This window comes from Bradyrhizobium sp. LA2.1 (genome assembly GCF_040547725.1).
GTDB classification, from domain to species: domain Bacteria; phylum Pseudomonadota; class Alphaproteobacteria; order Rhizobiales; family Xanthobacteraceae; genus Bradyrhizobium; species Bradyrhizobium barranii.
Genome location: NZ_JBEPQI010000002.1, coordinates 486,648 through 512,619, shown reverse-complemented (window position 1 = coordinate 512,619; position 25,972 = coordinate 486,648). Strand labels below are relative to the sequence as shown.

The window sequence follows — 25,972 nt, the reverse complement described above, 5'->3', positions numbered from 1 at the left end:
CTTAACTTCCAGCGGCATCGTCGCCGCAGTGACAGGGAGCAACCGGTGACCGGAGACGGCGCACGCACCTCGCGCAGCTTTGCGATCATCCTGATCGTGCATCTCGCCGTGCTCGTGCTCTGGCAGGTCGCGGTCGATGCCTTCCACGTACCGAAATTCATCCTGCCCTCCCCGCTCGCGACGGTGCAGACGCTGGGCACCGCGAACTATGCCTGGGGCGCCAACACGCTGGTCACGGCGATCGAGATCCTCGGCGGCTTCGCCCTCGGCGCGTTCGTCGGCGTCGCGCTCGCGGTGATTTTCAGCTGGGCACCGCTGCTGAGCCTCGTGCTGCTGCCGCTGTTCGTGACGATGAACATGATCCCGAAGGTCGCGCTCGGCCCACTCTTCATCGTCTGGTTCTCCTACGGCATCGTGCCGAACATTTTGATCGCCTTCAGCATCTGCTTCTTCCCGATCCTGCTGACCACCGCGCGCGGCCTGCGCGAGGTCGAGCCGGACCTGCTCGACCTCGTCAAATCGCTGCGCGGCTCGCGCTGGACGCTGTTCCGCAAGATCCAGTTGCCGGGATCGCTGCCTTACGTATTCTCCGGCATGAAGGTCGGCGCCATCCTCGCGGTGGCCGGCGCCATCGTCGGCGAGTTCATCGCCTCCGAGCGCGGGCTCGGCTATCTCATGATCCAGGTTCAGTCGTCGCTCGACACGCCCGCGATGGTGATGGCCGTCGTGCTGCTGACCCTGCTCGGCGTCGCTCTCTACGGCCTGGTCCTCGCCCTCGAACGCATGTTCGTCGTCGGCGATGCCAGGCAGAACTAACGACAAGGACCGATCCATGCTGCTCACCCGCCAGACGCTGCCGAAGACGATCCCGGATATCGCAGCCCTCGACGATCTCCTGTGCCGGCCGACCCAGGCGCTGATCGACGACCTCAAGAAGGTCGAGGGCGACATCATGATCCTCGGAGTCGCCGGCAAGATGGGACCGACGCTGGCGGGGCTCGCGAAAGCCGCCGCACCCGATCGCCGCGTCATCGGCGTCGCCCGCTTCAGCGATGCGAGCGTCAAGGACTGGCTGCACGCGCGCGGCGTCGAGACGATCAATTGCGACCTGATGGACGAGACGGCGATTCAAGCGCTGCCTAAGGCGCCCAACATCGTCTTCATGGCCGGCCGCAAGTTCGGCGCCGAGGGCGACCTGTCGCTGACCTGGGCGATGAACGCGCATGTGCCGGCCCTCGTCGCACAGGCCTTCCCGACGTCGCGCATCGTGGCGTTCTCGACCGGCTGCATCTATCCCTTCGTCCCCGTCGACGGCAAAGGCGCGACCGAGGACATGGCCCCGAACCCGCCCGGCGAATACGCCCAGTCCTGCGTCGGCCGCGAGCGCATGTTCGAGTATTTTTCGCGCAAGTTTGAAACGCCGGGCCGGCTGTTCCGGCTCAATTACGCGATCGACATGCGCTATGGCGTGCTGCACGACATCGCCACAAAGGTGCTCACGGGAACGCCGATCGATGTCAGTCTCGGCCACGTCAATTTCATCTGGCAGGGCGATGCATCCGCGCAGGCGCTGCGGTGCCTTTCGCATTGCACCGCGCCGACCTCGCCGATCAATGTCAGCGGCCACGAGATTTTGGCGGTGCGAGATCTCGCAGCAAAATTCGGCGCGCGCTTCGGCCGCGCGCCGATGCTGACAGGCAAGGAAGAGCCGACGGCGTGGCTCACCGACACGTCCAGGGCGGTCGAGCTGTTCGGCCTGCCCGTGGTCGACACCGAGCAGTTGATCGCCTGGACCGCGGACTGGGTCTCGCGTTCCATGCCAAGCCTCGGCAAGCCCACCAAATACGAGGTGCGCGATGGACGCTACTGACGGTCCGCCCATCCTCAAGCTCGGCGTCGACGAAGCGATCGCCGGGCTGGTGCTGTCGACGGAAGCGCACTGGAACCAGACCGAGGAGGACTGGCGAATCTTCCTGCACGAGGGCGTGGTGTTCGGTATTCGCGACGGCCTACGGCTGGTCGCGACCGCGGCGCTGCTGCCCTATTCCGGCAACAACGCCTGGATCAGCATGGTGCTGGTATCGGGCACGCATCGCCGCCGCGGCCTCGCCACCCGTCTCGTCGATGCCTGCCTGGAAACCGCGCGCAAGAACGGGCTGACGAGCTGGCTCGACGCGACGCCCGACGGCGCCGCCGTCTACGGCCCGCTCGGCTTCACGCCGACGCTGCAATTGCGCCGGCTGAAGCTGGTGAAATCCGGGCGAGCCGAAGCCCCACCGCCTTCATCGGCGACCATCGATGCGCTGCGAGCGCGGGACCGGCGCGCCACCGGCTTCGACCGCACCGCGCTCCTCGCCGCCATCGCCCTGCGCTCCGGCTCGCGCATCGTCGCCGCGCATGGCGCCATCGCGCTGGTTCGCGACGGCCGAACCGCGCGCCATATCGGACCGTTGCTTGCCAACAATGCCGCGCCAGCGCTGGCCCTGGTTCATGCGATCGTGCGCTCCGAGACCGGCCCGATTCTGATCGATGCCGTTGCGCCGCAAGCCGCATTCCTGGACGGATTGACCGCCTCGGGCTGGACCATCGAGCGGCCGTTCCAGCGCATGCGGTTCGGCCCCGCCACCACCGCTGCCAAGGAAACGCCATTCGCCGTCGCCGGCCCTGAATTCGGATAGGACATCATGCACCACAGCCAGATCAACAGCGACGTCCGCAAGCTGATCGCCGACGGCACCGTGCTGCCGGCGCACCCCCTCGCGCTCACGGCGGAGCGCCAGCTCGACAAGACGCATCAGCGTGCGCTGACGCGCTACTACATCGACGCCGGCTCGGGCGGCCTTGCGGTCGGCGTGCACACCACGCAGTTCGCGATCCGTGACGTCGGTCTCTATCGCCCGGTGCTCGAACTCGCCGCCGAGACCGCAGCCAACTGGACCAAGCGTCCGCTGGCGATGGTCGCGGGCCTCGCCGGCCCGACACAGCAGGCAACGGCTGAGGCCCGCACCGCGCGCGATATCGGCTATCACGCAGGGCTCCTCAGCCTCGCCGCGATGAAGAGCGCCTCCGAGGACGAGATCATTGCGCATTGCACGGCGGTCGCCGCCGAGATCCCGCTGGTCGGCTTCTATCTCCAGCCGGCCGTCGGCGGGGTCATCCTGTCGAGCCGGTTCTGGCAGCGCTTCGCCGCGATCGACAATGTGATCGCGATCAAGATCGCGCCGTTCAACCGCTACCGCACGCTCGATGTGCTGCGCGGCGTCGCAGCCGCCGGTGCGCTCGACCGCGTCGCGCTCTACACCGGCAACGACGACCACATCCTGCTCGACCTGATGCTGCCGTTCGACCTGCGCGACAACGGCATCACCACGCGCACCTATTTCAAGGGCGGTCTGCTCGGCCATTGGTCGGTGTGGACCGCGAGCGCCATCAAACAGTTCGAGCGCTGCAAGGCGGCGCGGCACAAGGAGGCCGTGCCGGCCGATCTGCTCGCCCTCGATGCCCGCGTCACCGACTGCAACAGCGCCTTCTTCGACGTCGCCAATAATTTTCACGGCTGCATCGCCGGTTGCCACGAGGTGCTGCGGCGTCAGGGCCTGATGCAGGGCCTGTGGTGCCTCGACCCGAACGAGGGCCTCAGCCCCGGCCAGAAGGAGGAGATCGACCGCGTCACTCGCGAGCACGCCGACCTCAGCGACGATGCGTTCGTCGCCGCCAATCTGAGCAAATGGTTGGCATGAGCGCCGAGCCCTTCATCAGCCTGAGCGGCGTCCGAAAGGTCTATCGCAGCGGCGGCGCCGAGTTCCTGGCGGTGTCCGACGTCACGATGGACGTGCAGGAAGGTGAGCTCGTTTCGCTGGTCGGCCCCTCCGGCTGCGGCAAGACCACGGTGATGAAGATCTTGGCCGGCCTGCACAGCTCCGACGGCGGCACCATCAGAATTGGCAATGCCAAAAGCCCGTTCGATCCGACCCGCGACATCGGCATGGTGTTCCAGCAGGCGCTGCTGCTGAAGTGGCGCACCATCCTGGACAACGTGCTGTTGCCGGCCGAGATCGTTGGCCTGCCGATCAAGGCCGCGCGCGAGCGGGCGCGCGATCTGCTCAACCTGGTCGGGCTTGCCGGCTACGAGCAGAAATATCCGCGAGAGCTCTCCGGCGGCATGCAGCAGCGCACCGCGATCGCGCGGGCCTTCATTCACGATCCAAAACTGATCCTGATGGACGAGCCGTTCGGGGCGCTGGACGCCCTGACGCGCGAGCAGATGAATCTGGAGATGCTGCGGATCTGGCGCGAGAACGGCAAGACCATCATCTTCGTCACGCACTCGATCCAGGAAGCCGTGTTCCTGTCCTCGCACTGCGCCGTGCTGACGGCGGGACCGGCGAAGATGGCCGACTACTTCCCGATCGACCTGCCCTTCCCGCGTGACCTGCCGCTCAAGACGACGGCCGCGTTCGGCGCCTATGCGCGGCGGATCTATGCGAAGCTGGGCCTGGGTGCGGCTTGAGTCCGTAGCCCGGATGGAGCGAAGCGTAATCCGGGGCGGTGCCGTTGACGTGCGAGATCCCGGATTTCGCTTCGCTCCATCCGGGCTACGGAAGCGGGACGCGGCGTAACCACCGCGCCCCCTTCATACTCAGGTCTTGTTGCGCATCTTGCTGAGCAGATAGTTGTCGTAGAAGTTTTCCGCGATCTGCGTATAGAACAGCAGCTCCTTCATATAGGCGTCGTGGCTTTCCTTGGTGCGCTTGAACAGGTCGCTCTTGGCGGCGAGCTCGTTCAGGTGCTCCTGGGTCGCGTTGTAGCAGGCTTCCAACACAGGCTGCGGGAACGCCTTCAGCTCCGCGCCGTTGGCGATCAGCCGCTTCAGCGCTGCCGGATTCACGCTGTCGTATTTCTCCAGCATCCAGGCGCCGGCCGCCGAGGCGGCCTGATTGACGATCGCCTGGTACTGCTTCGGCAAGCTCGCCCACTTCTCGTCATTGACGATCATGTGCAGCATCGCGCCACCTTCCCACCAGCCGGGGAAATAATAGTACTTGGCGACCTTCTGGAAACCGAGCTTCTCGTCGTCATAGGGACCGACGAATTCAGCGGCGTCGATCGAGCCCTTCTCCAGCGCCGCATAGACGTCGCCGCCGGCGAGCTGCTGCGGCACGATGCCGAGTCTGGCCAGCACATGACCGCCCATGCCGGCGATGCGGAATTTGAGCCCCTTGAGATCGTCGACGGTCTTGATCTCCTTGCGGAACCAGCCGCCCATCTGGGTGCCGGAATTGCCGCAGAGGATGGCGTGCGTCTTGAACGGCTTCAGCGCCTCGTTGGTGAGGTCGGCGCCGCCGCCGAAATACCACCAGGATTCCTGGTGGCGATGGTTCATGCCGAACGGCGCGCCGGTGGCGTAGGCCAGCGCCGGCTCCTTGCCGATGTAGAAATACAGCGGCGTCTGCGCCATCTCGACGGACGCGACGCTGACGGCATCGAGCGCCTGGAGGCCGGGGACGAGCTCGCCGGCCGCAAAGGTCTGGATCTGGAATTTGTTGTCGGTGGCTTCGGCGACATATTTCGCGAAGGTCTGCGCCGTGCCGTAGATGGTGTCGAGCGACTTCGGGAAGCTCGAGGTCAGGCGCCATTTGATCTCGGGCGCGCCTTGCGCAATCGCAGGTGCAGCAACCAGCGTCGTCGCGCCGGCGACCGCGCCGCCCTTGAGGAATGTACGGCGTTTCATGTTGGGGTCTCTCCCTGGAAGTAAGTTTCAAACATATCGGGGTCTGGCCACGGTCTTCGCGGACCGTTTGCCCGTTCCTATAGCGGAGTTCAAGCTGGGAGCGGAAGGCCTGCCGGCGTCCATAGCCCGGATGGAGCGAAGCGCAATCCGGGCGACGAGAGCGCATTGAAGGGCCGCTCAGAGCAGCTTCGCACTCACGAACAGCGCGCGCACGGCGTTGGTCGCCTGCACCGCGAGCATGGCGTTGTCGGCGGCGCCTTCGAGCGCCGCGACCGCCTCTTCATGGAGCGAGCGGAATTCCATCCACTCGACCGATTTGAAGTTGGTGAGGAATTGATAGGCCTGGCCAACGGTCGCAATCGCCAGCGTGTCGCCGTTCAGCTTGATCTTGAACGTCGTACGCAGCGGGGTCTCGGAACTCTGGGGATCACTCATGGGCTGCTTCTGGACGAGGTCGGCTTAACGAAGGGGAAACGGCAGCCCCGCCGTCCAGCAAATATCAGGAGTCGGTGCTCGCGCGCTGCGAGGCGGTCGCCGATCCGCGCAGGCTAGGCACGACGACCAGGCGGTTGAACTCGCCATTGTCCCAGGACTTCAGGAAGCGATCATAGTCCTTGATCGAGACGCAGCCATTGGAGTCGCCGCGTGGCCCGAGCATGTAGTTATGGGTGAGCAGGCCGACGCGGCCGAGCGCACTGGTGCCGTCCGTGGGCGTCAAGCGCAGGGCACGGACACCGTGGAACAGCTTTTCGCGCGGCTTCAAATCATAGGTCGCCGGCGGGGTCGCGCCAACCATGCGCTGGTCGACATGGTCGGGGTCGTCCATCAGCGCGCCCATGCCCGAATGCGCCTCCAGCGCGATGCCGCTCGGCAGGTAAAGCGCCTTGGCCTTGATGTCATAGACCGCCGTGCGTGAATCGTAGCCGAGCGCGGCGAGATCAGGCGCCCTGCTGAGCAGGCCGTCGCCGGGAGTCAGCGAGGCCAGCTTGATCTTGTCGGTGAACTTCTCGAAGAAATTGCGGTTGTCGACCCTGGGGTTGGTCTCGGCATAGGCCTGGCTCGAGGCGATCTGGGACGCAAGGTCTGCCTGGGCCGGGCGCGAGCGCGGCACCGGGATGGCGTCGGCGCGCTGCGACGGCCTCGTCTCGTCAACCACGTGCCGGTCGTCATCGGTCAGGGTCGAGCCGGTCAGGGTCGAGCGCCAGTCGTCGCCCTGGAGTTTTTGGGCCAGCATCGCCTTGGCGTCGCGCAGCTTGAGCTGGACCACGCTCACCGCGGAGCGCTCCAGCGTCCGCAGGCCGAAGTCACGGGCCGGCGGGCTGCTGGATACCGAAGCGAAACGGTCGTCAAACGAAGGGCCATTGGCCGGAGGCAGTGCGGTGGCCGGAGGCAGTGAGGCGGTGACCAGCGGCGCCGAATCGCCCATGTCAGCGACCCAGGCGGCCGCTCCCAGTGCCAGCGCGACGGCTGCCAAAGACAGCAGTATCGTCTCCGCTCGCCCAATACGGCGGCGCGACAACAGCCTTTCGGCGCTTGCGCGGTCGGAAACCATCAGATCCCCAAATCAACCCCCGGAGGGGCCCAACCCCCGTCCGGAGACTCTATACCAGCTATCGCATTGGGAGCCAAAACTTAGGCATAATCGCGGCCGACAAGCCCCCCTTGAGGTATCCAATGACCGATCCTTTCGACCTAGAGCGCTTTGTCAGGGCCCAGGACCCGGTTTTTCGCGACGTCCAGGGGGAGCTGGTCCGGGGCCGGAAACAGACTCACTGGATGTGGTTCGTCTTCCCGCAGATCGCCGGCCTCGGCTTCAGCACCATGTCGCAGCGCTACGCCATCGGCTCGCGCGCGGAGGCCAGAGCCTACCTCGCCCACCCCGTACTCGGTCCGCGACTCATTGAATGCACCACGCTCGTGCTTGCCGTCGAGGGACGAACCATCAACGCGATCCTCGGCGCGCCCGATGACGCCAAATTCCGCTCGTCGATGACGTTGTTCGGCGCGGTCTCCGACGAACCCGTCTTCGACCAGGCGCTCGCCCGATATTTCGCAGGCGAGCGCGATGGCGCGACGCTGGAGATCCTCACCAGGCTCGATCGGCCGGCGCGCTAGCGCGACCTACGCCTAGACGAATGGACGCATGCAGGCGGAGCATGGCGGCCGGCAGCGTAAACTCCGGATTAACACCGGCTGCCTATCGTTTGCGCAGAATAATTTTCTTCCCCGCGCCAATTGCCGGACAGATCATGAAAATCGGTACGCTGCTGACCACCGCCATCGTCTCGCTCTCGACAGTCGGCGGGGGCCTCGCCGTCTACGTCGCCGTGACGAAGTACCAGACGATGGACAGGATCGCCGAAGCGCAGGGCCGACTCGCGATCGTCCGCGCCGCCAGCGACATCCCGCGCTACCTCAACCCCGAGCGCGGCTTCGCCACCAACATCCTCTACGGGCCCGCGACGGTCGATCCGGCGCAGCTCACCGAGCACGACAAGCTGCGCAAGCAGACCGACGGCGCCCGCGACAGAATGAACGCGCTGCGCAAGGAGCTACCCGGCCCGTTCGACGACGGCGCCACCATCGGCAGCAACATCGACGCGATCAATTCGAAATTCACCGCGCTCCGCGAGGCTATCGACAAGGCGATCGCAGGACCTGCGGATGCCCGCAAGGACGCGGCCAAAAAGGTCGTCGCCGACAATGCCGTGCTCAACGCGGGAGTCACCGCGCTGCTCAACGAGCAGGTCCGACGCATGGCGATCCTGAACGGCGACGCCTATCGCCAGTCCAACTACGCCAACATCGCCATGACGCTGCGCGACGTCGGCGGCCTCAATTCCAGCGTGCACAAGAACCTCGTCGGCGCGAAGAAAGTGGCCAACGACGGCGAGAAGGCCGACATGGCCCGCATGCAGGGCCGCAACGACCAGATCGTGATGTCGCTGATGGAATTGCGTGGCAATGCGGCAACTCCGGCTAACGTCGCCGCGGCGCTGGAGACGATGAACTCGAACTATGTCGAGGAATTCGGCCGCGAGATGAAGCTCGTCAAGGACGGCGCCGTCAGCGGCAAATACGAACACGATGTCGAAACCTTCTACGTGGCGTCCCAGAAGGGCCTCGGGTCCATCATCGGCGTCCGCGACGCCTTCTACGACAACGCCGAGCAGATCCTCGCCGGCGCTTCCTCCGCCGCGCGCACCAGCTTCACCATCGCGCTGGCCGGCCTCCTCGCCGTGCTGATCGCCAGCGCCGGCCTGATCGTGATGGTCCGCCGCCGCGTCTGCGCTCCGATCGTCAGCCTGACGACGCGGATGTCGCGCCTTGCCGACGGCGACGTTGCGGACGAGATTCCGGGCGCCGAGCGTTCCGACGAGATCGGCGCGATGGCCTCCGCTGTCCAGGTGTTCAAGGACAACATGATCCGGGCCGACCGGCTCGCAGCCGAGAAGCAGGCCGAGAACGACGGCAAGATGCGCCGCGCCCAGGCGCTCGACGGGCTCACCCGCGCATTCGAAGCCAAGGTCACCGAGCTCGTCGGCGGCCTCTCCCGCGCCTCCTCCACCATGGAAAGCACGGCGCAATCGATGACCTCGACGGCGGCCCAGACCAACAGCCAGGCCGCGGTCGTCGCCGCCGCCTCGCAGCAGACCTCGACCAACGTGCAGACGGTCGCGAGCGCCACCGAAGAGCTGACCTCCTCGATCTCCGAGATCGGTCGTCAGGTGGCCCAAAGCACCGAGATCGCGGCCCGCGCCGTCGACAACGCCCGCCGCACCGGCGACACCGCGCGCGCGCTCGCCGAGGGTGCCCAGAAGATCGGCGACGTCGTCACGCTGATCCAGAGCATTGCCGAGCAGACCAATCTGCTGGCGCTCAACGCGACCATCGAAGCCGCCCGCGCCGGCGACGCCGGTCGCGGCTTTGCGGTCGTCGCATCCGAAGTGAAATCGCTGGCGGGCCAGACCGCCAAGGCCACCACCGAAATCTCCGAGCAGATCACCGCGATCCAGTCCGCAAGCGACGAGACCGTGAACGCGATCCGCAACGTCGCCGACGTCATCGCCGAGATCGACCAGATCGGCACCGCGATCGCGGCTGCGATCGAAGAACAGGGCTCGGCAACTAGGGAGATCTCCCGCAGCGTGCAGGAAGCCGCGCGCGGCACCCAGGAGGTCAACACCAACATCACGGGCGTGCAGCGCGCCGCCGACGACACCGGTGCGGCCGCGAGGGAGGTGCTGGGCGCGGCCGAGCAGCTCTCGACCCAGTCGCGTGATCTCGCCGGCCAGTTCGACCGCTTCCTCGGCGAGGTCAGGGCCGCCTAGTCAGCTTAGTATGGCGGCGCCTTGCGCGTCCGCTGCGCCTTGGCGGCCTCGATCCACCAGGAGAGGTCGTCGGCAAAACGCGGGAACGAGCGCTCGAGTGCCTTGCCGCCCTCGCCGATCGGCTCGCTCTCGGCCGACAGCGTCTGCGCGATCGGGCCGACGCCGATGGTGCTCGACACCACGACCATGCCCATCTCCGACAGCGTGCCATGCCAGGCGGTCGAGGCGCGTGCGCCGGACAGTCGGCCGGCCGAATAGCTCACGATCGCGGCCGGGCGCCAGAACCACTCTTCCAGGAAGTGATCGGTGAGGTTCTTCAGGCCAGGCTGGATGCCCCAATTGTATTCGCCGGTGACGAAGACGAAGCCGTCGGCGCCGCGGATCTGCCCCGCCAGCTTCTCGAGCGCCTCGGGTGCCGTCCCCTTGGGATATTCCTTGTACATGCGATCGAGCATCGGCAGGCCGATCGCCTTGGCGTCGATGAACTCGACCTCCTCGCCGCGCTGGCGCAGGCGATCGATGACGAAATTCGCAAGGCGGACGCCCATGCGGTCGGAACGGTAGGAGCCGTAGAGGACGAGGATGCGATTACTCATGGCCGGCACGCTAGCACGAAACAGCGGTACGGCCTCAACCGATTTGCCGCGCTACCGTTGCCGTCCGAGCTCCAGCGTTTGCGACGGCGTCTCGCCGAACTGGTCGCGATAGCTTCTGGAGAAGTCGCTGAGATGCCAGAAGCCGAACGCCAGTGCGACGGCCTTGACGCTATCGGCACCGGCGAGCAGGCGCTGGCGCACCAGCCACAACCGGCGCAGGCGCAAATAGCGATGCAGGCTCATGCCGCGATAGCGGCGGACGACGTCGTGCAGGGTGCGGACGGACAGGTTGAGCTTGCGCGCAATCTCCTCGCTGTAGATCGGCTGCGAGAGGTCGTCGGACAGAAGCGCGCGGATCTCGCGGAAGATCCTGAAGTTGCGCTCGTCATTGGGCCGCAGGGTCCATCGCGCGGCAACGACGCTTTCGAATGCGTCGTCGACAGCGCCAAGCAGCGACTCCTTCATGGCTGCGGCCTTCAGCGGCACGTCCGCGGCTGCGATCGGCTCCGACGCGGCAGCCAGCACCTCCCGAACCAGGCTGCGCAGCCGGTTCAGGCTCGCGGCCGTCGTTTCAAATATCTTGAAGCTGGATGTCGCGTGCGGCCAGCCGCGATCCATCACCTCCGGCCTGAACACCACCGAGGCAATTTGCCGCTGCACCTCCTCGATGGTGGTGTAGGCGGCGCCACCGCTGCCGATCACGATGACCGGTCGGGCGCGCTGCGAGCCGTTGAAGCGGATGGGCACGTTGAGCTCATCCATCGTGAATCCGATGGCGGTGCAATTCTCGACGAGCTGCGCGTCGACGACGCGGGGAAACGCCCGCGTGAAATTCACGTCGCAACCGGGCAGCGACAGGATGGTCTGCTCGGCCGAAATCCTCCGTACGAAGGGCGTGAACTCGAAATTCAGGCCTCGTATGGCATTTCGAAATTCATCGACGTCGGAGAAGCGAAATACCTTGGGCGCAATATCGTTCATGGCAATGTGAAACGGCGCGTCGTAACCAACGCGCGTCCGGCGGCGATGCCGGCCCGAGTTTCCCCCTTTCGGTTGTCCCGTTCGACCGAAAGAATCATCCTAATTCGTCTCGTTCAATTGGCGAGGGTCCCGTTCAAAGGACAAGTCGCCGCATCGAGTCTCGCCGAATTTCGATAGCGTTTCCAGCGCAGCCAGCGGTGCGCTGATACCCCATCGATCAAGCTCTAAATTTCAAATTAACGCCTGTCAGGCGGAATGAAGGTCATTGGATAGTCGCGATTTTTTTGAGTCAGGCCCCTGCCATGATGGCAAATTTGCCTGCTGATATTCTGGTTGAGCTGGAACAGGCGGTCGCTAGTTGCCCGCCGGACCGCTGTGCTCGCATCCTATCCGGCATTGTGCAGTTGCTCACCGGTAGCCGCGACCGGCCTCAGGAATTGCTCGCCGGGGTGGTTGACGGCGTTCTACTGCGCTTGGCGGAACGCGTCGAGGCCAAGGCGCTCGTTCAACTCAGCACGGCGCTTGCCGAGCTCAAGGTGGCCCCGCCCGAGACATTGCAGCGCCTTGCCTCGCACGACGACCCGGACGTGGCCTGTCCTGTCCTCCTCAAATCGCTGGCGGTCTCCGCCGCCGATCTCGCGGCGATCGCGGCCTCGTGCGGCGAGCGGCACCAACGCGCGATCGCCGCACGCAACTCGATCGAGCCTGAAGTAACCGAGGCGCTGATCAAACGCAGCGGCCCGATCTGCCTTGCGCTGATCAAGAACCCGGGAACCCAATTCTCCGAGGCAGCTTACACCGCGCTGATCGCCAGCGCCGATCCGGACGGCGAGATTGCCAAGGCGCTGGTGCTGCGGCCCGGCACGCCCGACCTGGTCGTCCGGAAGCTGCTCTCCCAGAAGGCGCCGGCCCCGAAGGCGCCGGCCAAGGCCAACGCATCCACCATTCCGCCCGCACAACACGCCGCGCCGGTTCCGCCCAAGCTGCCCTGCCCGGCCGAATATGCGAGCGCGAGGCCGGAGATCGTCGCCCTCAGCCGCGTCGGCAAGCTCAACGATTCCACCGTCAACCGCTTCACGATCCGCGGCGAGACGGCCAATCTGTTCACGGCGCTCTCGGTGCTCTCCGGCGCTCCGATCGAGATCGTGGAGCATGTCATGACCGATGACGATTGCGAGGGCCTCGTCATGGCCTGCCGGGCGGCGCGGCTGAACTGGGCCACCACGCTCGCGATCCTGAGCAACCGCAGCGGCTCACGGCTCTCCTTCGTCGAGCGCGAACGGGCTCAGCAGATTTTCGAAACGCTTCTCTTGTCGACCAGCCAATGGACAGTGCGCTGGGGGGAAATTGCAGCGAGTGCCAACCCAAGCGATGCGGGACATCGCGGCACAAAAATGGGGGTTAGCCGATGAGGTTCGACGGTCGAAAGGCGCTTCGCGTACGGATGGATCACAAGCAGGCTGTCAATCTGATGGGCTCCGACGGCACATGGCGACGCAGTTGCTTCCTGCTCGACGTGTCGCAAAGTGGCGCCAAGATCGAGGTCGAAGGGACGCTCGACGTGCTCCAGGCCAAGGAATTCTTCATGCTGCTGTCGTCGACGGGGCTTGCCTACCGGCGGTGCGAATTGGTGTGGATCGACGGCACCATGGCCGGCGTGCACTTCATCACCGCAGACGGCAAGAAGAAGCCGGCGAGCGCAAAGGCGGCCGCCGCGCCAAACTCCACGCCGAGCAAATAGGCTCCAGAATTCATCGAGCTCATTCAATGTCATCATAGTCCGGTCCGCCGTGCAGAGTGCCCGAACCATATCCAGCCCCGCCAAAAACGACGGCGGCGTCCGAATGACGGAAGCGGTTCGCCCGTTTGTGCATGTGCTGGCCGATTCGTCCGACAAACTGGCGGGCGTCTGCTCGGCCCTTGAACGGCAATTTACCGTCGCCGGCGAACGACTCGATGCGGAAGCCAGGCTGTCACAAGTGCCATTCGCGGTCGTCGTTCGCGCGGAGCTGCGTGACGTCGGCAACATCGCGGCCATCAAGAAGCGTGCCGGCAAGCTCGCGAAAGCCACGAAGCGCATCTTCCTCGTCGAGCACTCGTCTCACGTCGGCATCTCGCAGGCCTACGCACTCGGCGCCACCCTCGTTCTTCCCGGGGCGCTCAACAAGAGCAAGCTGCTGGCAGCGCTGGCTGACCCGGCCGAGCCGGCCTCTGCTGGCTCAAGCGACGCAGCCCAACCGGACAACGCCGTCGAGACCGCGGCGACCGCCATCGCTTCGATGTTCACGGCCGTCACGCTCGGCGAGCCCCTCGACGTCGACGGCACGAAGGAAGCGGGCCGCAGGATCGCCGACCACATCACCGAGCACGGCCTGTCCGAATGGCTTGCCACCGTGCGGCGTCACCATGAGGGAACCTACCAGCATTGCCTGCTCGTGACCGGCGTGGCGATCGACTTCGGACTGAGCCTCGGCGTCGGGCGAACCGATCTCGAGCGGCTGTATTCCGCAGCCATGTTCCACGACATCGGCAAGGCGCAGATTCCGCTTGCGATCCTCGACAAGCCCGGCCGCCTCGACACCGACGAACGCGCCATGATCGAGAAGCATCCGGCGGCGGGTTACGAGTTTCTGAAGGATCACGAGAAAATCTCGCCCGAGATTCTCGACGCCGTGCGGCATCATCACGAATATCTCGACGGAAGCGGTTATCCCGACGCGCTGTGCGGCGAGAGCATCAACGACATCGTCCGCATTCTGACGATCTCGGACATCTTCGCCGCGCTGATCGAACACCGGCACTACAAGCCGACGATGCCGCGCACCGAGGCCTACAACATTCTTTGCGGGATGACCGGAAAGCTCGAAAAGGCCCTCGTAACCTCGTTCAAGGAGGTTGCGCTCACGCGATGACCGCGCAGGCTGGGCGATCCCGCAGCGAGGACCTCGTCACGAACCGCGCTTAGTGCGTGGCCCGGTATTTGGCGCGGTGCGGAATCGACCGGGAGGCAAGTCCTTCCGCAAGCAGCTTCATGTCCTCGCGTCTGCCACTCCGGATCAGCTTGCCGAGCTCATCGGGTGTGAAGGGCAGATTTGGATCATCATCAATCGGATACCGCGGTCGCGGACCGAAGAACCGTCGAACCAGGCTAGCCAGCCGCCGCATGTCGATTCCCTCGCGCCAGCAACAAACCTTTCACTCCGCGTATTGTTCCTCCCGCGCGATCGAGATTGCAAGAGGCCACCAACGGCTCAGCATCAAAAAAATCGACGAGAGAATAATCTCCTCTCCTCCACCTCAGCCGGCTCTCCGCGTTAGTCGGCTCGCAGCGTCAGCCGGCTCTGCGCATCAGTGACTTCCCGCACTAGTCGGCAAAGCCGACATAACGCACGAAATCGTCGTTACCCTCGCGATCGGAGCGAACGGCGTTCGCGGCGAAGCTGTCGTCGGGATACCCCATCGCCACACATGTCATGATGACTTCGTCTTCCGGAATCTTCGCGACCTCGCGCACGATGTCGGAGCGCATGATGCCCTGCCCGTTGATCACCGAACCGAGACCGCGGTCCCAGGCCGCGAGCACGATGCCGTAGCAGAGCGCACCGAGATCGAAATGGCAGACCGCGCCGGGATCCAGCACGCGGTCATAGGTCAGCACCAGCGAGACCGGCGCGTCGAACTGGCGGAAGCCGCGCAGCACCCAGTCCTGCCGCATCGGCTTGTCGTCGCGCTCGATCCCCATCGCGCCGAACAGCTTCTTGGCGATGTCGACCTGCCGGGTGCGATGAATGCCCTGGTATTCGCCATGACTGATGATATCGCGCTTGACCTTGGCGCCGCCGACCATCTCCTCCATGTTGCGGCGGCGCAACTCTTCAAGCGGAGGGCCTGTGAGCACATGCACATGCCAGGGCTGGGTGTTCATCGACGACGGCGCGCGCTTGGCGCTCTCGATGATCGCCTCGATCACCGCGCGCGGCACCGGCTGCTGCTTGAAACCGCGCACGCTGCGGCGCGACCGGACCAGCGTTTCGAATTCCAACTCTTGACCTCCCTGACCGTTCATTCCGCGGCATTGCAATTGTAACGCGTAACCGGTTGCCGATGCGGTACGCCAAATCTATGCTACCCCGCAAGCAAGACCAAGAACCCAGCGAGGACCTGCAAATGCCCGCACCGCTCGATCCCGTCATCGCCCAGATCATTCCGCTGCTGCCGCTACGCGATCCCACCACGATGACGCCACAGAGCGCGCGCGATGCCTTGCGCGCACTGGCTGCCTCGCGTGCGGATGTGCCGCCGCCCCCCGTCGACACGGTGCAGGATATCAAGGTGAAAGGCGGCGCCGGGCCGCTCAATGCACGTGTCTATCGCGTCGGCCCCAATCCTGCGCCAACCGTGGTCTTCTTCCACGGCGGCGGCTGGGTCGCGGGCGACCTCGAAACCCACGACCGGCAGGCGCGGAATCTCGCGATCGAAACCGGCGCGGTCGTCGTCTCCGTCGATTATCGGCGCCCGCCGGAAACGCGCTTTCCCGGCGCCTTCGAGGACGCGTTCGCCGCCGCAAGTGACATCTTCAACCGCGTCGCGGAATTTGGCGGCGATGCAAAGCGTCTCGGCGTTGCCGGCGACAGCGCCGGCGGCAATCTCGCAGCCGCCACCGCGATCGCCTGCCGCGATGCCGGCATCAAGCTGGCCGCACAATTGCTGGTCTATCCCGTGACCGACGTCGTCGGGGGCTACGCGGATGCGCGCGAGAACGCGCCCTATCCGTCACGCACCGAGAATGCCGACGGCTATTTTCTGACACGCGCGACGATGGAATGGTTTTGCGGCCACTATCTCGCCGATCCCAAGGATGCCGCCGACTGGCGGGTCTCGCCGCTCCGCGCCGCTTCGCTCAAAGGGCTCGCGCCCGCGATCGTGACCACCGCATGGTTCGATCCGTTGCGCGACGAAGGCGCGGCCTATGCACGGGCGCTGGAGGCCGCCGGCGTCCGCGTCAAGCACCATGAGGGCCCCGGCCTGATCCACGGCTATTTCGGCCTTGGCGATGCTTCCGCGGCCGCGAAGGCCGAGGCGCAACGCGCACGGGCCGATTTCAAGACACTGCTCGCGCGCGGAATCTGAACCGCAGATGAATGGAAAAATCCGCGACATCGGTCGTGGCACGCATCGATCCTGCTTGATTGCGCCACGATTCGCGGCTCCAATCCGCTCGGCAATTTTGTCCTAGGGAGACACCCATGATGAAGCGGATTTTTCTCGCAGCGATCGTCGCCACCTTTGCAGCGGGTTCGGCCTTCGCGGACGACACCTGCGAGAGCAAGGCGGTCGGCAAGGACGGCAAGGCGCTCGCCGGCGCCGCCAAGACCTCGTTCATGAAGAAGTGCAAGGCCGACGCTTGCACGCCCAAGGCCGTCAGCGCCGACGGCAAGCCGCTTGCCGGTGCCGCCAAGAACAGCTTCATGAAGAAGTGCGAGGTCGGCGCCTGATCGCTGCTGGTTCGCCACTGCTGCACGGACACTCTGCAACTCCGTCGTGCCCGGGCCTGTCCCGGGCATCCACATATGTGTGTCCGTGCGGCACAGATCAGATGGCCGGGCCAAGTCGAAAGCACGAACGTCCTCTGGTAACATCGTCGTCAAGCCGTTCGAATTAACCACCAATTCGATCCAATTTTAATAAGACAACAACGCTGCTTGTTAGCGCGAGCCGCACAGATCAACGTGCGGGAATTGCCGTTTTCCGGATATCGGCGGGACCGGGAAAGTGACTTCGTCGAGTGCGATCGTCTTTCATTGGGAGCATCTCGCCATGATCGAACGTCGTGCAATGAAGCGCATACCGATCAACCGGGCCGCACGGCTATCGTTTGGTGAAATTCACGGGACTCATCCGTGCCTGGTGCGCGATATCAACGCCTTGGGTGCCCGCATTTCCACGCCGTGCTACATATTTGCCGACGAGTTTGTGTTGTCGTTCGACGGCCATTCCGGAATTTTCTACTGCCGCGTCGTATGGAGAAAGGACACGCTCTGCGGCGTTTTATTCCTCCTGCGTCGTCGCGCGCCAAAGGCGGCGAACGATTCCGGCGCGCCCGCAAATGTGGTGCGACTTGATCGCCGGCTCGTGTGCCGCGGCGGGGTCTTTAGCCCGGACGCGTCGGCCTGACTGCTCGCGCGCGCCGACGATGCTATCGAATAGGTCCGGTCCCTTCCTGTACCGGCTCCATGCGACGGTCGGTGTCTGCTGCATCGCCGCTGTCGTCGGGCGCATCAGTATGGGGTTGATGAACGCAAGCGGCCGCCTGATCGCCTCGCCTGCGGTTGCTGCCAATACGGGTTTTCCACGCACATCGCGGAAAGTCCGATCGCCGACGCTCGGCACTGATCCCATGACGTATAAGCGCATTCGAAATAGGTGCTGCCACCCCACTCCCATCTCTGAAGGCAGACGGGATGGCCGGGATCGTAAGTTTGGGCTGTAGCCGAGGCGATCGCCAGGATCGCCGCACTGCCCAGAATTAGCCAACGGAGCATCCGCATCGCCGTCTCCTCCAAATGGATCATCCAGCTTTCCGGTTCGACCGCCGCTCATGTGGAGACAGGAGACGCCTTGCGACGCTTCATAGCTCCTGCGTCGTCGCTCGACAAAAGCGGGGAACGATTCCGTCGCGCCCATATCGGCGCCTCAGCGCTCGCCCCGGGCCGGCGGACATAACTCATCCGATAAGTGGCCCTGAGCCTTGCTCGGAAAGACCCTGCAGCCGCCATCCTGCAATATCACTGGTCTTTCCGCATTGCTCGCATTTCAGGTGAGAGCATCCCCTAGCTCGTCCCCGCTGAACGTTCTCGCGGGAGGCTTCACATCCGCAGCGCGGGCAAGCTAGCGCCGCGCGCCCGCATCCAGGGCTTGCGAGCAAGAAACTGGCGAAGTTCGATACGCGGTCGACGATCCTTCTGATCAATTTGGATTATCCAAACGACGGCCCCGGACTTGGGTTGAGTGTGAGGTTCCGGGACCGTCATCGAGGCGCGGACCGCAGCCCACCCGCGCACTGCCAGTAACGTGGATGTCCGCGCGGCGAACAATTGTCTTCTGGTACAATCCCACTGCGCGTCATCATGCCCGCTAGCGGGCATTGCGGTGCTCGGAGCCGATAGCCAATCCTGGCCCGTCAGCGAAACATCGATGCCTCTCAACCAGGTCCGCCTGATGGGCCGCAGCGCACTGGATATCTCGCGCCGAACTCTTCGCATTTGCCCTGTACCGAAGACCTTTGATCTGGATCAAGGAGTCGAACTATCGATGCAATCTCAACTTGGGCGATAGGCGACATTCGGAACCATCGACGCCTTTCACATCAAATTCGCGAATTAGGGGGCAACCAACAGACCTGCAACGTAGTGGAGAGACCGCCATGGCCGTCAATCTCATTTCAGCTGCACAACAGCTCCTGACCCCTGAAGTCATTGCGCAGATTTCCTCCTTTCTTGGGATGGACCGAAGCGCGACGCAGAAGGCCGCAATAGCGGCCATCCCGACAATACTGGCCAGCCTGTCGGATCTGGTCGGAACCCCGGCCGGCGCCAATCAACTGTCAAAACTGCTGTCACAACAGCAAGGCAGCAATCCCTTGGATATGTTGCGCAACGCTGGCGCCCCTGACCTGGCTCAGACGGGTTCAAGCATGTTGTCCGGACTGCTTGGAGGCCGAACCATGGATACCATGGCCCAGGCGATCGGTAGTTTCGCGGGAATGGGCGATGGCGGCGGCAAGTCGTTACTCGCCGTGGTCGGGCCGCTGGTCCTGGGTATGCTCGGCAAGCAGCAGCATGACGCCGGGATGGATGCAAACGGACTGGCATCGCTTCTGCGCTCGCAGAAAGATCAGATCATGGCGGCGATTCCATCGGGCCTCAGTGATCAACTCGGCGCCGCGGGCCTGATCGACAAGGCACGCAGTGGAATGGCCACGGCCGCCGCCACAGGGAGCCGGATCGCCGGCGTTTCCGGCGCTACTGGCGCGAGCCAGGCCGCCATGGCCGCCGGCCGGGCGCAATGGCCATATTGGCTCGCCGCGCTCGTTATCGTTGCCGGACTTGCCATATATGCGCTTCAGCGTCCGACCGAGCAGACGGTCGCTCAGAGTACAAACATTACGCGGCCCTCAACCGGAACTGTGGGCATGGCGCCCGCGGATCTGACCGTTGACGGCGTGAATCTGGCGAACCAGGTCAATTCGTCCCTTGGTACGCTGCAGGCTCAACTGCCGACCATCACCGATGAAGCTAGCGCGCAGGCGGCCCTGCCGAAGATCAACGACGCCATCTCACAGCTGGATGGCGTCACGGCACGAGCTGCCAAGCTTTCTCCGGAAGCGCGACGCGCGCTTGCCAAGCTGATCGTCGCGGCGGCGCCGGCCATCAATCAGATGTGCGACAAGGTCTCGGCGACACCGGCCGGCACGATCGCAAAGCCAGTGATCGACAATCTTCGTGCCAAGCTCGACCAGTTGGCGAAAGCCTGAAAGCCAGAGACGTCACACGCAATAAACTCGCCACACTTCAGGACGGGACGTGTTTCCCACCCTCCCGTCCTGCAAGATGAAAGGAGAAGACTCCATGGCCGACAAGACCAGTTTCACCAAGGATGAATGGGCGCTCCTCCTGAGAAGCCCGATGAATGCTGGAATGGCCATTACGGCTGCCGAACCGAGCGGATTGTTTGGCCTTCTGAAGGAATCATTTGCTGGCGGCACCGCGCTCGCCCAGGCGGCCACCGATCCCAATGCCAACCCCTTGGTAAAGGCTGTGGTCGCCGACTTCCAGACGAGCGACGGCCGGGCCGCGGCTCATGACGGGTTGAAGGCAGAGCTCGGCAAGAGCACGCCGGCCGAGATCAAGACCAAGACAATCGCATCGTTGCATGAAGTCACGGCGCTGCTTGCTGCGAAAGCTCCGGATGATGCCGCGGCTTTCAAGGGCTGGCTGCGTCAGATTAGTCAAAAGACGGCTGAGGCTGCATCGGAAGGCGGAGGGTGGTTCGGTGGGGGCGTTCAGGTCAGCGACGCCGAGAAAGCAACCCTCGGCGAAATCTCCAGCGCGCTTGGCATCTGATCTCGGTGGGCCGCACGGCCCACCTCTACGCGCCCTGCACCATTGGTTTGCGGGATGCCAGAGCCGCTGGCTTCCCCAAGGCCAGCGGCTGTTCTTTGCGGCGATGTGCGGGCAGTTGGGCAAATTCTCGTTGCGCGTCGGCTGGGCGCTGACCGAAATGGCAACTCCGCTGCCTTCCACGGCAACGTTGACATATGTCAAAGCCGGCAATTCCTGGAACCGAACTACTCCAACCAGCTGAGGCGCTGGGGGCCATCATGAAACGATGGAGCGGTCAACCTGCACTGCTTGCTGCTACCGCGATTGCTGCATCATGCATCGCATTCGATGGTGGAATTGACTCTGCGCATGCGAAGTTCAGTCGAATAACGAAGTCGGCGATTGTCCCTGGCGCAACGCCGCGGGAAGTGCATGACCATACCCGCGACGCAAACGGTTCGCCGAGCGCCAACGACCTCCCCTCGCTTGCCACGAAGTCACCCCGACGGCGTCAGCGCGCAACAGGGCAAGGCCCGAAAGCTCACGGCGACATTCGGCGCGCAACGCATCGGAAGAGCAACCATCGGCATGCACTTCATAAAAAGCATCCCAGAAGGGAAACCCCACTGTTTGGGCTTGCGAGTTTCTACTCGGAAGACCAGATGACCGCGAGTGGCGAGAGGTTCAACAAGCATGCGCTGCATGCGGCGCATCCGTCCTTGCCTTTCGGAACGCGCCTGCGCGTGACTAATGTCTTGAACAAAAAGTCCGTGATCGTGAGAGTCAACGACCGTGGTCCATTTGTTCATGGACGCATCATCGACGTTACATCGGGTGCGGCCCAGGCCCTTGGAATGATCAAGATCGGCGTGGTCAATGTCACGCTTGAAATCGTTCGATAATGGCCGCCTATTTCATATATCGACGGCAGCCGGGCCTTGATCAATACGGCGGGAAAGGACTGATTTGGGCGTACACGGCCTAGTCCCGCTTGAACCGATAGTCGAACGCCCCATCCAGCGGCTTGATCAGCCCGACCGTCGGCGCCGGAAAATGGATCGGCAGGATCAGCGTGTCGGTGTCCGCAACGGAGGCGAAGAACTTTCGCCGCGAGACCGCCGACTGCCTGGCATCCCAATCCGGCTTCGCCGACCAGTCCGGCTCGCGGCACTGGATCTGGTGATGCATGAGATCGCCCGCGACCACCGCGCGGCTACCCCTCGAAAAGATATTCACGCAGCAATGACAGGGTGAGTGCCCCGGCGTCGGCGTCAGCGTGACGGTGTCATCGAGCGCGTAGTCGTCGTCCACCAGCAGCGCCTGCCCGGCCTCGACGATCGGCAGGCAGTTGTCGCGGAAGACGGTGCCGGGCGGGTTGTTGCCTTTGGCATTCTCGGCCTCCCAGGCCGCGTACTCGCCCTTGTGAAAGACGTACTTCGCATTCGGAAACGTCGGCTCCCAGCGCCCGTCGCGCAAGGTCGTATTCCAGCCGGTGTGATCGATGTGCAGATGCGTGCAGAAGACGTAGTCGATCTGCTCGAAAGAGATGCCGAGCGCGAACAATTCGTTGCACCAGCGCTCCTTGCCGGGAAAGTCGAACGGCGGCGGATGGCCCTTGTCCTCGCCGGTGCAGGTGTCGACGAGGATGGTGTAGCGCGGCGTGCGCACGACAAACGTCTGGTAGGTGATGACCATCATGCCGCGCGCGGCATCGAACACCTCCGGCTCCATCGTCGGCAGATGACGGGCGAACACGCCCTCGTCATAGGCCGGGAAGAAATCCTGCGGCCGCCGCCACGGCCCTTCCCGCTCGATCACCGCATCGATGGTGATGTCGCCGATCCGGAGTTGCTTCATGGTTGTTCGCTCCCTTTTTGGGAGGAAACGTAGCGGGCAAGACCACCGCGCTCAAGACGCGCCGGCCGCCGCTCAGGCCTGCTTCAGCAGATGCTGGGCAAATCCGGGCAGCGAGCGGAAGGCCATGTGCAGATTGTCGTTGAAGGAGGCGGTCAGATAGCCGTGGTTCTGCCAGGCACGGACAAGCGCTGCACGGCTGAAGATCGAGACGTGACCGTTGCGCGGGCCGACATACCACCAATTGACGCCGTGCGCCTCGAAATCAGGCGGCTGCAGCAGCGTGGAGAACAGCACGAGTCCGGTCTCCTTTGTGCTCGAGACGATGGCGGCGATGCCAGCCGTCGGATCGGGCATGTGCTCCAGCGTCTCGAAGCAGGTGACGATATCGAATTTCCCCTGCGGCGGCCGCGAGAAATCGGCCACGAAGGGATCGAAGGTCTCCGCCTCCAGGAATCCGGAGCTGCGCAATGTCGTGCTCAGCAGGCCGCCACCGCCGCCATAATCAAGCACGCGCAACTCGGCCTTGCTGGCTCCAAACAGATCCTGCACCAGTTTTGCGCAGCTGGCCGGCCGGGCCTCCCTGTAGTCGGGATCGACCTCGATATAATCGTCGTTATAGATCTCGGTCTTGAAGTTCGCCTCGCTCCAGTCGTCGAATGCATCGGTGAACAGGAACCCGCAGCCTTGGCAGCGGTGGTAATAGACCGGCTTCCCCAACAGCGGCAGCCGCCTGCCGCGCGCTTCATTGCAGTGTTTGGCGAAGTCGACCACGCCGAACAGTGCGGCCTCTGCGCTGCAGATCTTGCACGGCAGAGGCGCCGCGGAAATCTCTTTCAGTTTGGTGATCATGCCCCGTTCCGCAACCTTCGCTCTCGAACGGACCATCGCCCGTGAGGGTTGCGCGAGGCTTGCGCATGCCTGTGCGGCCGGGACCTTGATTTCGGTGTGACGTGACCACAGCCACGCCGCGTTATCTCAACGACGCACACACGTCGCCGAGGCGTCACACGCGCGTCGTGGGCCGCGCTCGATAATCCCCGCGTCATTCCAGGTCAAACCCGCGCAGGTTGCGCAGCAAGAAACATGGGGCACCACGTGGACATGAAAGCGCTCTTCTCCGTGATCTCGTCGATATCGCTCGCTGCATCGCTGGCCGGCACCGCAATTCCGGCGCACGCCGATCAGGACGACAACGGCCGCGACCGCGGCTTCGACAATTCCAGGGATCGCGACCACGATCGCGACCATCATCACGGACACCGCTCGCCGCCGGTAGTCGTCATCTCGCTCGACGGTGCAAAGCCCGATTTCATCCAGCAATTTATCGACGAAGGCGTACTGCCGCGCGACGGCGCTCTGGCGCGGCTGAGCCGCCATGGCGCGGTGGCGCAGCAAAACATCACGGCGTCGCCGTCACTTACCGCCGTCTCGCATATCGAGATCGCCACCGGCTCGACCGCCGTCCACAACGACATTCCCTCGAACACCTTCCAGGCGATCGTCGGGCCGGCTACGTCGAGCCTCAGCGGTTTCGCCGCGCCGATCGGCGGCTATCGCGAGAGCCCGCTCGGGCCCTCGCCGCGTCCGACGGCATTGCCGCTGTGGGTGCAACTGCGCCAGCAGGGCAGGAAAGTCGTCACTGCGACGTGGCCGGGCGGCGACGGCGCCGACATCTCGATCAACGGCACGGTGGTGCAACCGGCCCAGCCGATCCGCATCACCGACTACACCGTGCCGTTCGGCGCATTCGGCGGTATCGGCGCCCAGGGCTTTTCGCTCACATCGGCGGACTTCGCCGCCGATCCGGCCGTGGCCACGGCCCTCCAGGCGGCTGGCCGCTTCTCGTTCAGCCCGGTGCTGGCAACCTCCGCGCCGATCGAGACGTTCTCATGCGCATCCGCTCCGACCGTAACCTGCACCAACGCGGCTACCCAGGACATGAAATACGCGATCCGGGTAGCGGCGCTCGACACCACCAATGACAGCAGGGTGAACTACGACACGCTCGTGTTCTTCGACGCCACGCGCGGCATCACGGCTGGACCGTTCAAGCCCCCGGCGACCGGACCGGCCTATGCGAAGTTCGGTGGCGAGAACGCGCCGTTCTTCTTCGACGGCAGCGGCGCCAAGGTCGGTGCGGCCTACTTCGTCTCGCAGCTTGCGCCCGATCTCTCGGTGGTGCGCTTCGCCCGTTACGGCGCCAACTTCATTCCGCGCAACGCACCGGTCCTGACCGACGTCGACGACATCAACAACACTATCGGCTTCTGGCGTCCGCAGGCCGACTTCCGCATTCCGGAGCGGCTGAGCCCGGGCTTCACCAATTTCCCGGACATCGAGATCGAGGCGATGTTCGAGGACATGGTCAAGACCTTCGTGCGCTATCAGGCCGATATCGGCGAGCGCGCCATCCTGAACAATCCCGACGCCGATCTCGTGATGGTCTATATCGAGCAGCCCGACGGCTCCGAGCATCAGTTCCTGCTCACCGACCCGCGCCAGGGCACCAACCCGAAGGACCCGAACTCGATCGGGGCCAACCAGGACGCAGCCAAGGTCGCCCGCTACAAGTCCTACATTCGCTTCGCCTATCAGACCGCGGACAAGGCGGTGAAGCGGATCGCCGATGCCGCAGGGCCGGACAGCAACGTCATCGTCGTGTCGGACCACGGCTTTGCGCCGTTCCACACCTCGGTCAGCATGGCCAATATCCTGAAGAACGCCGGCATTGATACCACCAAGGTGGCGATCCGCACCTCCGGTCCGGCGGCCAACATCTACGTCAACCTGCAACAGCGCGAACAGGGTGGCACCGTCGATCCTGCCACCTACAAGGCGCTGGTGACGCAGATCACCGAGGCCGTGAGGAATGCCGTCGATCCCAACCCCAAATTCAACGGTTCGCTCGAGGACGGGCGGCTGTTCACGGTGGTCGAGACCCGCCCGCTACAATGCGAGGCCGGGCTCGGACAGTGCACCAGCAAGACCATCGGTCAGGACTTTGGCGACGTGTTCGCGCTGATGGCCCCGGGATACAATTTCGACGGCATCCAGAGCCCCGGCGTCGCCCGGCTCGGCGATGCTCCGTTCAATGCGGCGACGACCACGCTGTCGATGCCCAATTTCTATGGTGCCCACGGCCACGATCCCAAGCTGCCGGTGATGAGCGCGACCTTCATCGCCGCCGGCCCGCAGATCCGCAACAACGCCACGATCCGACGCATGCACAATCTCGACGTCGCGCCGACCATCATGCAGATCCTGGGCGTCAGACCGCACCAGGTCGATGGCGAGGTGCTGCGCGAGATTTTGCGGTAGCGGTTTACGGCCACAACGGATGGGCGCTGTACCGCCGCCCATCCCGCCAGTTCATTG

At 64.3% G+C, this 25,972-nt stretch carries 26 protein-coding genes; 17 read left to right on the top strand and 9 right to left on the bottom strand.

Annotated elements, in window-relative coordinates; translation table 11 throughout:
- Window positions 1–45 precede the first annotated feature (45 nt).
- From ABIB95_RS05370 to ABIB95_RS05350, 5 genes are read left to right on the top strand one after another with little or no spacing between them, the layout of a single operon-like run.
- Window positions 46–816, top strand: a complete 771-nt coding sequence (locus tag ABIB95_RS05370) for an ABC transporter permease (protein WP_283018704.1) — start codon at window positions 46–48, stop codon at window positions 814–816.
- A 16-nt stretch (window positions 817–832) separates the two neighbouring features.
- Window positions 833–1,870 carry an NAD-dependent epimerase/dehydratase family protein gene (locus ABIB95_RS05365; RefSeq protein WP_354238128.1) on the top strand — a complete coding sequence of 346 codons (1,038 nt, stop codon included), beginning with the start codon at window positions 833–835 and terminating at the stop codon, window positions 1,868–1,870.
- A complete protein-coding gene (locus tag ABIB95_RS05360) occupies window positions 1,857–2,678 on the top strand; it encodes a GNAT family N-acetyltransferase (protein ID WP_354238127.1) in 822 nt (273 codons plus the stop codon). The genes ABIB95_RS05365 and ABIB95_RS05360 overlap by 14 nt, the downstream gene beginning before the upstream one ends.
- A gap of 6 nt (window positions 2,679–2,684) precedes the next feature.
- On the top strand, window positions 2,685–3,740 hold the full coding sequence (locus tag ABIB95_RS05355) for a dihydrodipicolinate synthase family protein (RefSeq protein ID WP_354238126.1): 1,056 nt from the start codon (window positions 2,685–2,687) through the stop codon (window positions 3,738–3,740).
- Window positions 3,728–4,510, top strand: coding sequence for an ABC transporter ATP-binding protein (locus tag ABIB95_RS05350; RefSeq protein WP_354238125.1), 783 nt, complete (start codon window positions 3,728–3,730; stop codon window positions 4,508–4,510). Before ABIB95_RS05355 ends, ABIB95_RS05350 begins: the two co-directional genes overlap by 13 nt.
- Window positions 4,511–4,639: 129 nt before the next feature.
- On the opposite strand, the gene ABIB95_RS05345 is transcribed toward ABIB95_RS05350, so the two are convergent.
- The 3 genes from ABIB95_RS05345 to ABIB95_RS05335 form a co-directional block, all read right to left on the bottom strand.
- On the bottom strand, window positions 4,640–5,731 hold the full coding sequence (locus ABIB95_RS05345) for a TRAP transporter substrate-binding protein (RefSeq protein ID WP_028151794.1): 1,092 nt from the start codon (window positions 5,729–5,731) through the stop codon (window positions 4,640–4,642).
- Between the two features lie 177 nt (window positions 5,732–5,908).
- On the bottom strand, window positions 5,909–6,166 hold the full coding sequence (locus ABIB95_RS05340; protein ID WP_014495671.1) for a hypothetical protein: 258 nt from the start codon (window positions 6,164–6,166) through the stop codon (window positions 5,909–5,911).
- A gap of 64 nt (window positions 6,167–6,230) precedes the next feature.
- Window positions 6,231–7,214: a DUF2778 domain-containing protein gene (locus ABIB95_RS05335; RefSeq protein WP_354238162.1), complete on the bottom strand. Its 984-nt coding sequence runs from the start codon at window positions 7,212–7,214 to the stop codon at window positions 6,231–6,233.
- Between the two features lie 191 nt (window positions 7,215–7,405).
- Between ABIB95_RS05335 and ABIB95_RS05330 the strand changes: the two genes are divergently transcribed.
- Entirely contained in the window at window positions 7,406–7,846 is a 441-nt protein-coding gene (locus ABIB95_RS05330; protein ID WP_354238124.1) for a DUF1810 domain-containing protein, read from the top strand.
- Between the two features lie 134 nt (window positions 7,847–7,980).
- Window positions 7,981–10,062 carry a methyl-accepting chemotaxis protein gene (locus tag ABIB95_RS05325; RefSeq protein WP_354238123.1) on the top strand — a complete coding sequence of 694 codons (2,082 nt, stop codon included), beginning with the start codon at window positions 7,981–7,983 and terminating at the stop codon, window positions 10,060–10,062.
- Window positions 10,063–10,067: 5 nt separating this feature from the next.
- Here the strand turns inward: ABIB95_RS05325 and ABIB95_RS05320 are convergent, their stop codons facing one another.
- Complete coding sequence (locus tag ABIB95_RS05320) at window positions 10,068–10,658, bottom strand: NADPH-dependent FMN reductase (protein WP_354238122.1); 591 nt, start codon at window positions 10,656–10,658, stop codon at window positions 10,068–10,070.
- Between the two features lie 51 nt (window positions 10,659–10,709).
- Entirely contained in the window at window positions 10,710–11,639 is a 930-nt protein-coding gene (locus ABIB95_RS05315) for an AraC family transcriptional regulator (RefSeq protein WP_354238121.1), read from the bottom strand.
- Between the two features lie 302 nt (window positions 11,640–11,941).
- On the opposite strand from ABIB95_RS05315, the gene ABIB95_RS05310 reads away from it, so the two are divergent.
- From ABIB95_RS05310 to ABIB95_RS05300, 3 genes are read left to right on the top strand one after another with little or no spacing between them, the layout of a single operon-like run.
- Window positions 11,942–13,051: a DUF2336 domain-containing protein gene (locus ABIB95_RS05310; RefSeq protein WP_354238120.1), complete on the top strand. Its 1,110-nt coding sequence runs from the start codon at window positions 11,942–11,944 to the stop codon at window positions 13,049–13,051.
- Window positions 13,048–13,380 (top strand): PilZ domain-containing protein, encoded by a 333-nt coding sequence (locus ABIB95_RS05305; RefSeq protein ID WP_028152715.1) that lies wholly within the window; start codon window positions 13,048–13,050, stop codon window positions 13,378–13,380. Before ABIB95_RS05310 ends, ABIB95_RS05305 begins: the two co-directional genes overlap by 4 nt.
- Window positions 13,381–13,429: 49 nt before the next feature.
- Entirely contained in the window at window positions 13,430–14,551 is a 1,122-nt protein-coding gene (locus ABIB95_RS05300) for an HD-GYP domain-containing protein (RefSeq protein WP_354238119.1), read from the top strand.
- A 452-nt stretch (window positions 14,552–15,003) separates the two neighbouring features.
- Here ABIB95_RS05300 and ABIB95_RS05295 read toward each other — a convergent pair whose 3' ends face one another.
- A complete protein-coding gene (locus ABIB95_RS05295; protein WP_354238118.1) occupies window positions 15,004–15,681 on the bottom strand; it encodes a nitroreductase in 678 nt (225 codons plus the stop codon).
- Window positions 15,682–15,806: 125 nt separating this feature from the next.
- Between ABIB95_RS05295 and ABIB95_RS05290 the strand changes: the two genes are divergently transcribed.
- From ABIB95_RS05290 to ABIB95_RS05280, 3 genes are all read left to right on the top strand, one after another.
- Window positions 15,807–16,769: an alpha/beta hydrolase gene (locus ABIB95_RS05290; protein WP_354238117.1), complete on the top strand. Its 963-nt coding sequence runs from the start codon at window positions 15,807–15,809 to the stop codon at window positions 16,767–16,769.
- A gap of 116 nt (window positions 16,770–16,885) precedes the next feature.
- Entirely contained in the window at window positions 16,886–17,134 is a 249-nt protein-coding gene (locus ABIB95_RS05285; protein WP_071914505.1) for a hypothetical protein, read from the top strand.
- Window positions 17,135–17,456: 322 nt separating this feature from the next.
- Window positions 17,457–17,813 carry a PilZ domain-containing protein gene (locus tag ABIB95_RS05280; protein WP_354238116.1) on the top strand — a complete coding sequence of 119 codons (357 nt, stop codon included), beginning with the start codon at window positions 17,457–17,459 and terminating at the stop codon, window positions 17,811–17,813.
- Window positions 17,814–17,917: 104 nt separating this feature from the next.
- On the opposite strand, the gene ABIB95_RS05275 is transcribed toward ABIB95_RS05280, so the two are convergent.
- A complete protein-coding gene (locus tag ABIB95_RS05275) occupies window positions 17,918–18,181 on the bottom strand; it encodes a DUF3551 domain-containing protein (protein ID WP_354238161.1) in 264 nt (87 codons plus the stop codon).
- Window positions 18,182–19,062: 881 nt separating this feature from the next.
- Here ABIB95_RS05275 and ABIB95_RS05270 point away from each other — a divergent pair.
- From ABIB95_RS05270 to ABIB95_RS05260, 3 genes are all read left to right on the top strand, one after another.
- Window positions 19,063–20,172, top strand: a complete 1,110-nt coding sequence (locus ABIB95_RS05270) for a DUF937 domain-containing protein (protein WP_354238115.1) — start codon at window positions 19,063–19,065, stop codon at window positions 20,170–20,172.
- A gap of 94 nt (window positions 20,173–20,266) precedes the next feature.
- Entirely contained in the window at window positions 20,267–20,761 is a 495-nt protein-coding gene (locus ABIB95_RS05265) for an alpha/beta hydrolase family protein (RefSeq protein ID WP_063983612.1), read from the top strand.
- Between the two features lie 257 nt (window positions 20,762–21,018).
- A complete protein-coding gene (locus ABIB95_RS05260; RefSeq protein WP_354238114.1) occupies window positions 21,019–21,642 on the top strand; it encodes a septal ring lytic transglycosylase RlpA family protein in 624 nt (207 codons plus the stop codon).
- A gap of 79 nt (window positions 21,643–21,721) precedes the next feature.
- Here the strand turns inward: ABIB95_RS05260 and ABIB95_RS05255 are convergent, their stop codons facing one another.
- Together ABIB95_RS05255 and ABIB95_RS05250 are read right to left on the bottom strand one after the other, a co-directional pair.
- A complete protein-coding gene (locus ABIB95_RS05255; protein ID WP_354238113.1) occupies window positions 21,722–22,597 on the bottom strand; it encodes an MBL fold metallo-hydrolase in 876 nt (291 codons plus the stop codon).
- Window positions 22,598–22,669: 72 nt separating this feature from the next.
- Window positions 22,670–23,446, bottom strand: coding sequence for a class I SAM-dependent methyltransferase (locus ABIB95_RS05250; protein WP_354238112.1), 777 nt, complete (start codon window positions 23,444–23,446; stop codon window positions 22,670–22,672).
- Between the two features lie 252 nt (window positions 23,447–23,698).
- Here ABIB95_RS05250 and ABIB95_RS05245 point away from each other — a divergent pair, with 252 nt between their 5' ends.
- On the top strand, window positions 23,699–25,915 hold the full coding sequence (locus ABIB95_RS05245; protein ID WP_354238160.1) for an alkaline phosphatase family protein: 2,217 nt from the start codon (window positions 23,699–23,701) through the stop codon (window positions 25,913–25,915).
- The last annotated feature ends 57 nt before the right edge of the window (window positions 25,916–25,972 follow it).

Bases quoted from the DNA above. Each gene is read 5' to 3' on its own strand.
- ABIB95_RS05275 (WP_354238161.1), bottom strand. From the start codon at position 18,181: ATGCTCCGTTGGCTAATTCTGGGCAGTGCGGCGATCCTGGCGATCGCC.
- ABIB95_RS05350 (WP_354238125.1), top strand. From the start codon at position 3,728: ATGGTTGGCATGAGCGCCGAGCCCTTCATCAGCCTGAGCGGCGTCCGA.
- ABIB95_RS05245 (WP_354238160.1), top strand. From the start codon at position 23,699: ATGAAAGCGCTCTTCTCCGTGATCTCGTCGATATCGCTCGCTGCATCG.
- ABIB95_RS05285 (WP_071914505.1), top strand. From the start codon at position 16,886: ATGATGAAGCGGATTTTTCTCGCAGCGATCGTCGCCACCTTTGCAGCG.
- ABIB95_RS05340 (WP_014495671.1), bottom strand. From the start codon at position 6,166: ATGAGTGATCCCCAGAGTTCCGAGACCCCGCTGCGTACGACGTTCAAG.
- ABIB95_RS05325 (WP_354238123.1), top strand. From the start codon at position 7,981: ATGAAAATCGGTACGCTGCTGACCACCGCCATCGTCTCGCTCTCGACA.
- ABIB95_RS05345 (WP_028151794.1), bottom strand. From the start codon at position 5,731: ATGAAACGCCGTACATTCCTCAAGGGCGGCGCGGTCGCCGGCGCGACG.
- ABIB95_RS05260 (WP_354238114.1), top strand. From the start codon at position 21,019: ATGAAACGATGGAGCGGTCAACCTGCACTGCTTGCTGCTACCGCGATT.
- ABIB95_RS05290 (WP_354238117.1), top strand. From the start codon at position 15,807: ATGCCCGCACCGCTCGATCCCGTCATCGCCCAGATCATTCCGCTGCTG.
- ABIB95_RS05330 (WP_354238124.1), top strand. From the start codon at position 7,406: ATGACCGATCCTTTCGACCTAGAGCGCTTTGTCAGGGCCCAGGACCCG.
- ABIB95_RS05255 (WP_354238113.1), bottom strand. From the start codon at position 22,597: ATGAAGCAACTCCGGATCGGCGACATCACCATCGATGCGGTGATCGAG.
- ABIB95_RS05365 (WP_354238128.1), top strand. From the start codon at position 833: ATGCTGCTCACCCGCCAGACGCTGCCGAAGACGATCCCGGATATCGCA.
- ABIB95_RS05250 (WP_354238112.1), bottom strand. From the start codon at position 23,446: ATGATCACCAAACTGAAAGAGATTTCCGCGGCGCCTCTGCCGTGCAAG.
- ABIB95_RS05310 (WP_354238120.1), top strand. From the start codon at position 11,942: ATGATGGCAAATTTGCCTGCTGATATTCTGGTTGAGCTGGAACAGGCG.
- ABIB95_RS05265 (WP_063983612.1), top strand. From the start codon at position 20,267: ATGGCCGACAAGACCAGTTTCACCAAGGATGAATGGGCGCTCCTCCTG.
- ABIB95_RS05315 (WP_354238121.1), bottom strand. From the start codon at position 11,639: ATGAACGATATTGCGCCCAAGGTATTTCGCTTCTCCGACGTCGATGAA.
- ABIB95_RS05320 (WP_354238122.1), bottom strand. From the start codon at position 10,658: ATGAGTAATCGCATCCTCGTCCTCTACGGCTCCTACCGTTCCGACCGC.
- ABIB95_RS05360 (WP_354238127.1), top strand. From the start codon at position 1,857: ATGGACGCTACTGACGGTCCGCCCATCCTCAAGCTCGGCGTCGACGAA.
- ABIB95_RS05270 (WP_354238115.1), top strand. From the start codon at position 19,063: ATGGCCGTCAATCTCATTTCAGCTGCACAACAGCTCCTGACCCCTGAA.
- ABIB95_RS05280 (WP_354238116.1), top strand. From the start codon at position 17,457: ATGATCGAACGTCGTGCAATGAAGCGCATACCGATCAACCGGGCCGCA.
- ABIB95_RS05355 (WP_354238126.1), top strand. From the start codon at position 2,685: ATGCACCACAGCCAGATCAACAGCGACGTCCGCAAGCTGATCGCCGAC.
- ABIB95_RS05305 (WP_028152715.1), top strand. From the start codon at position 13,048: ATGAGGTTCGACGGTCGAAAGGCGCTTCGCGTACGGATGGATCACAAG.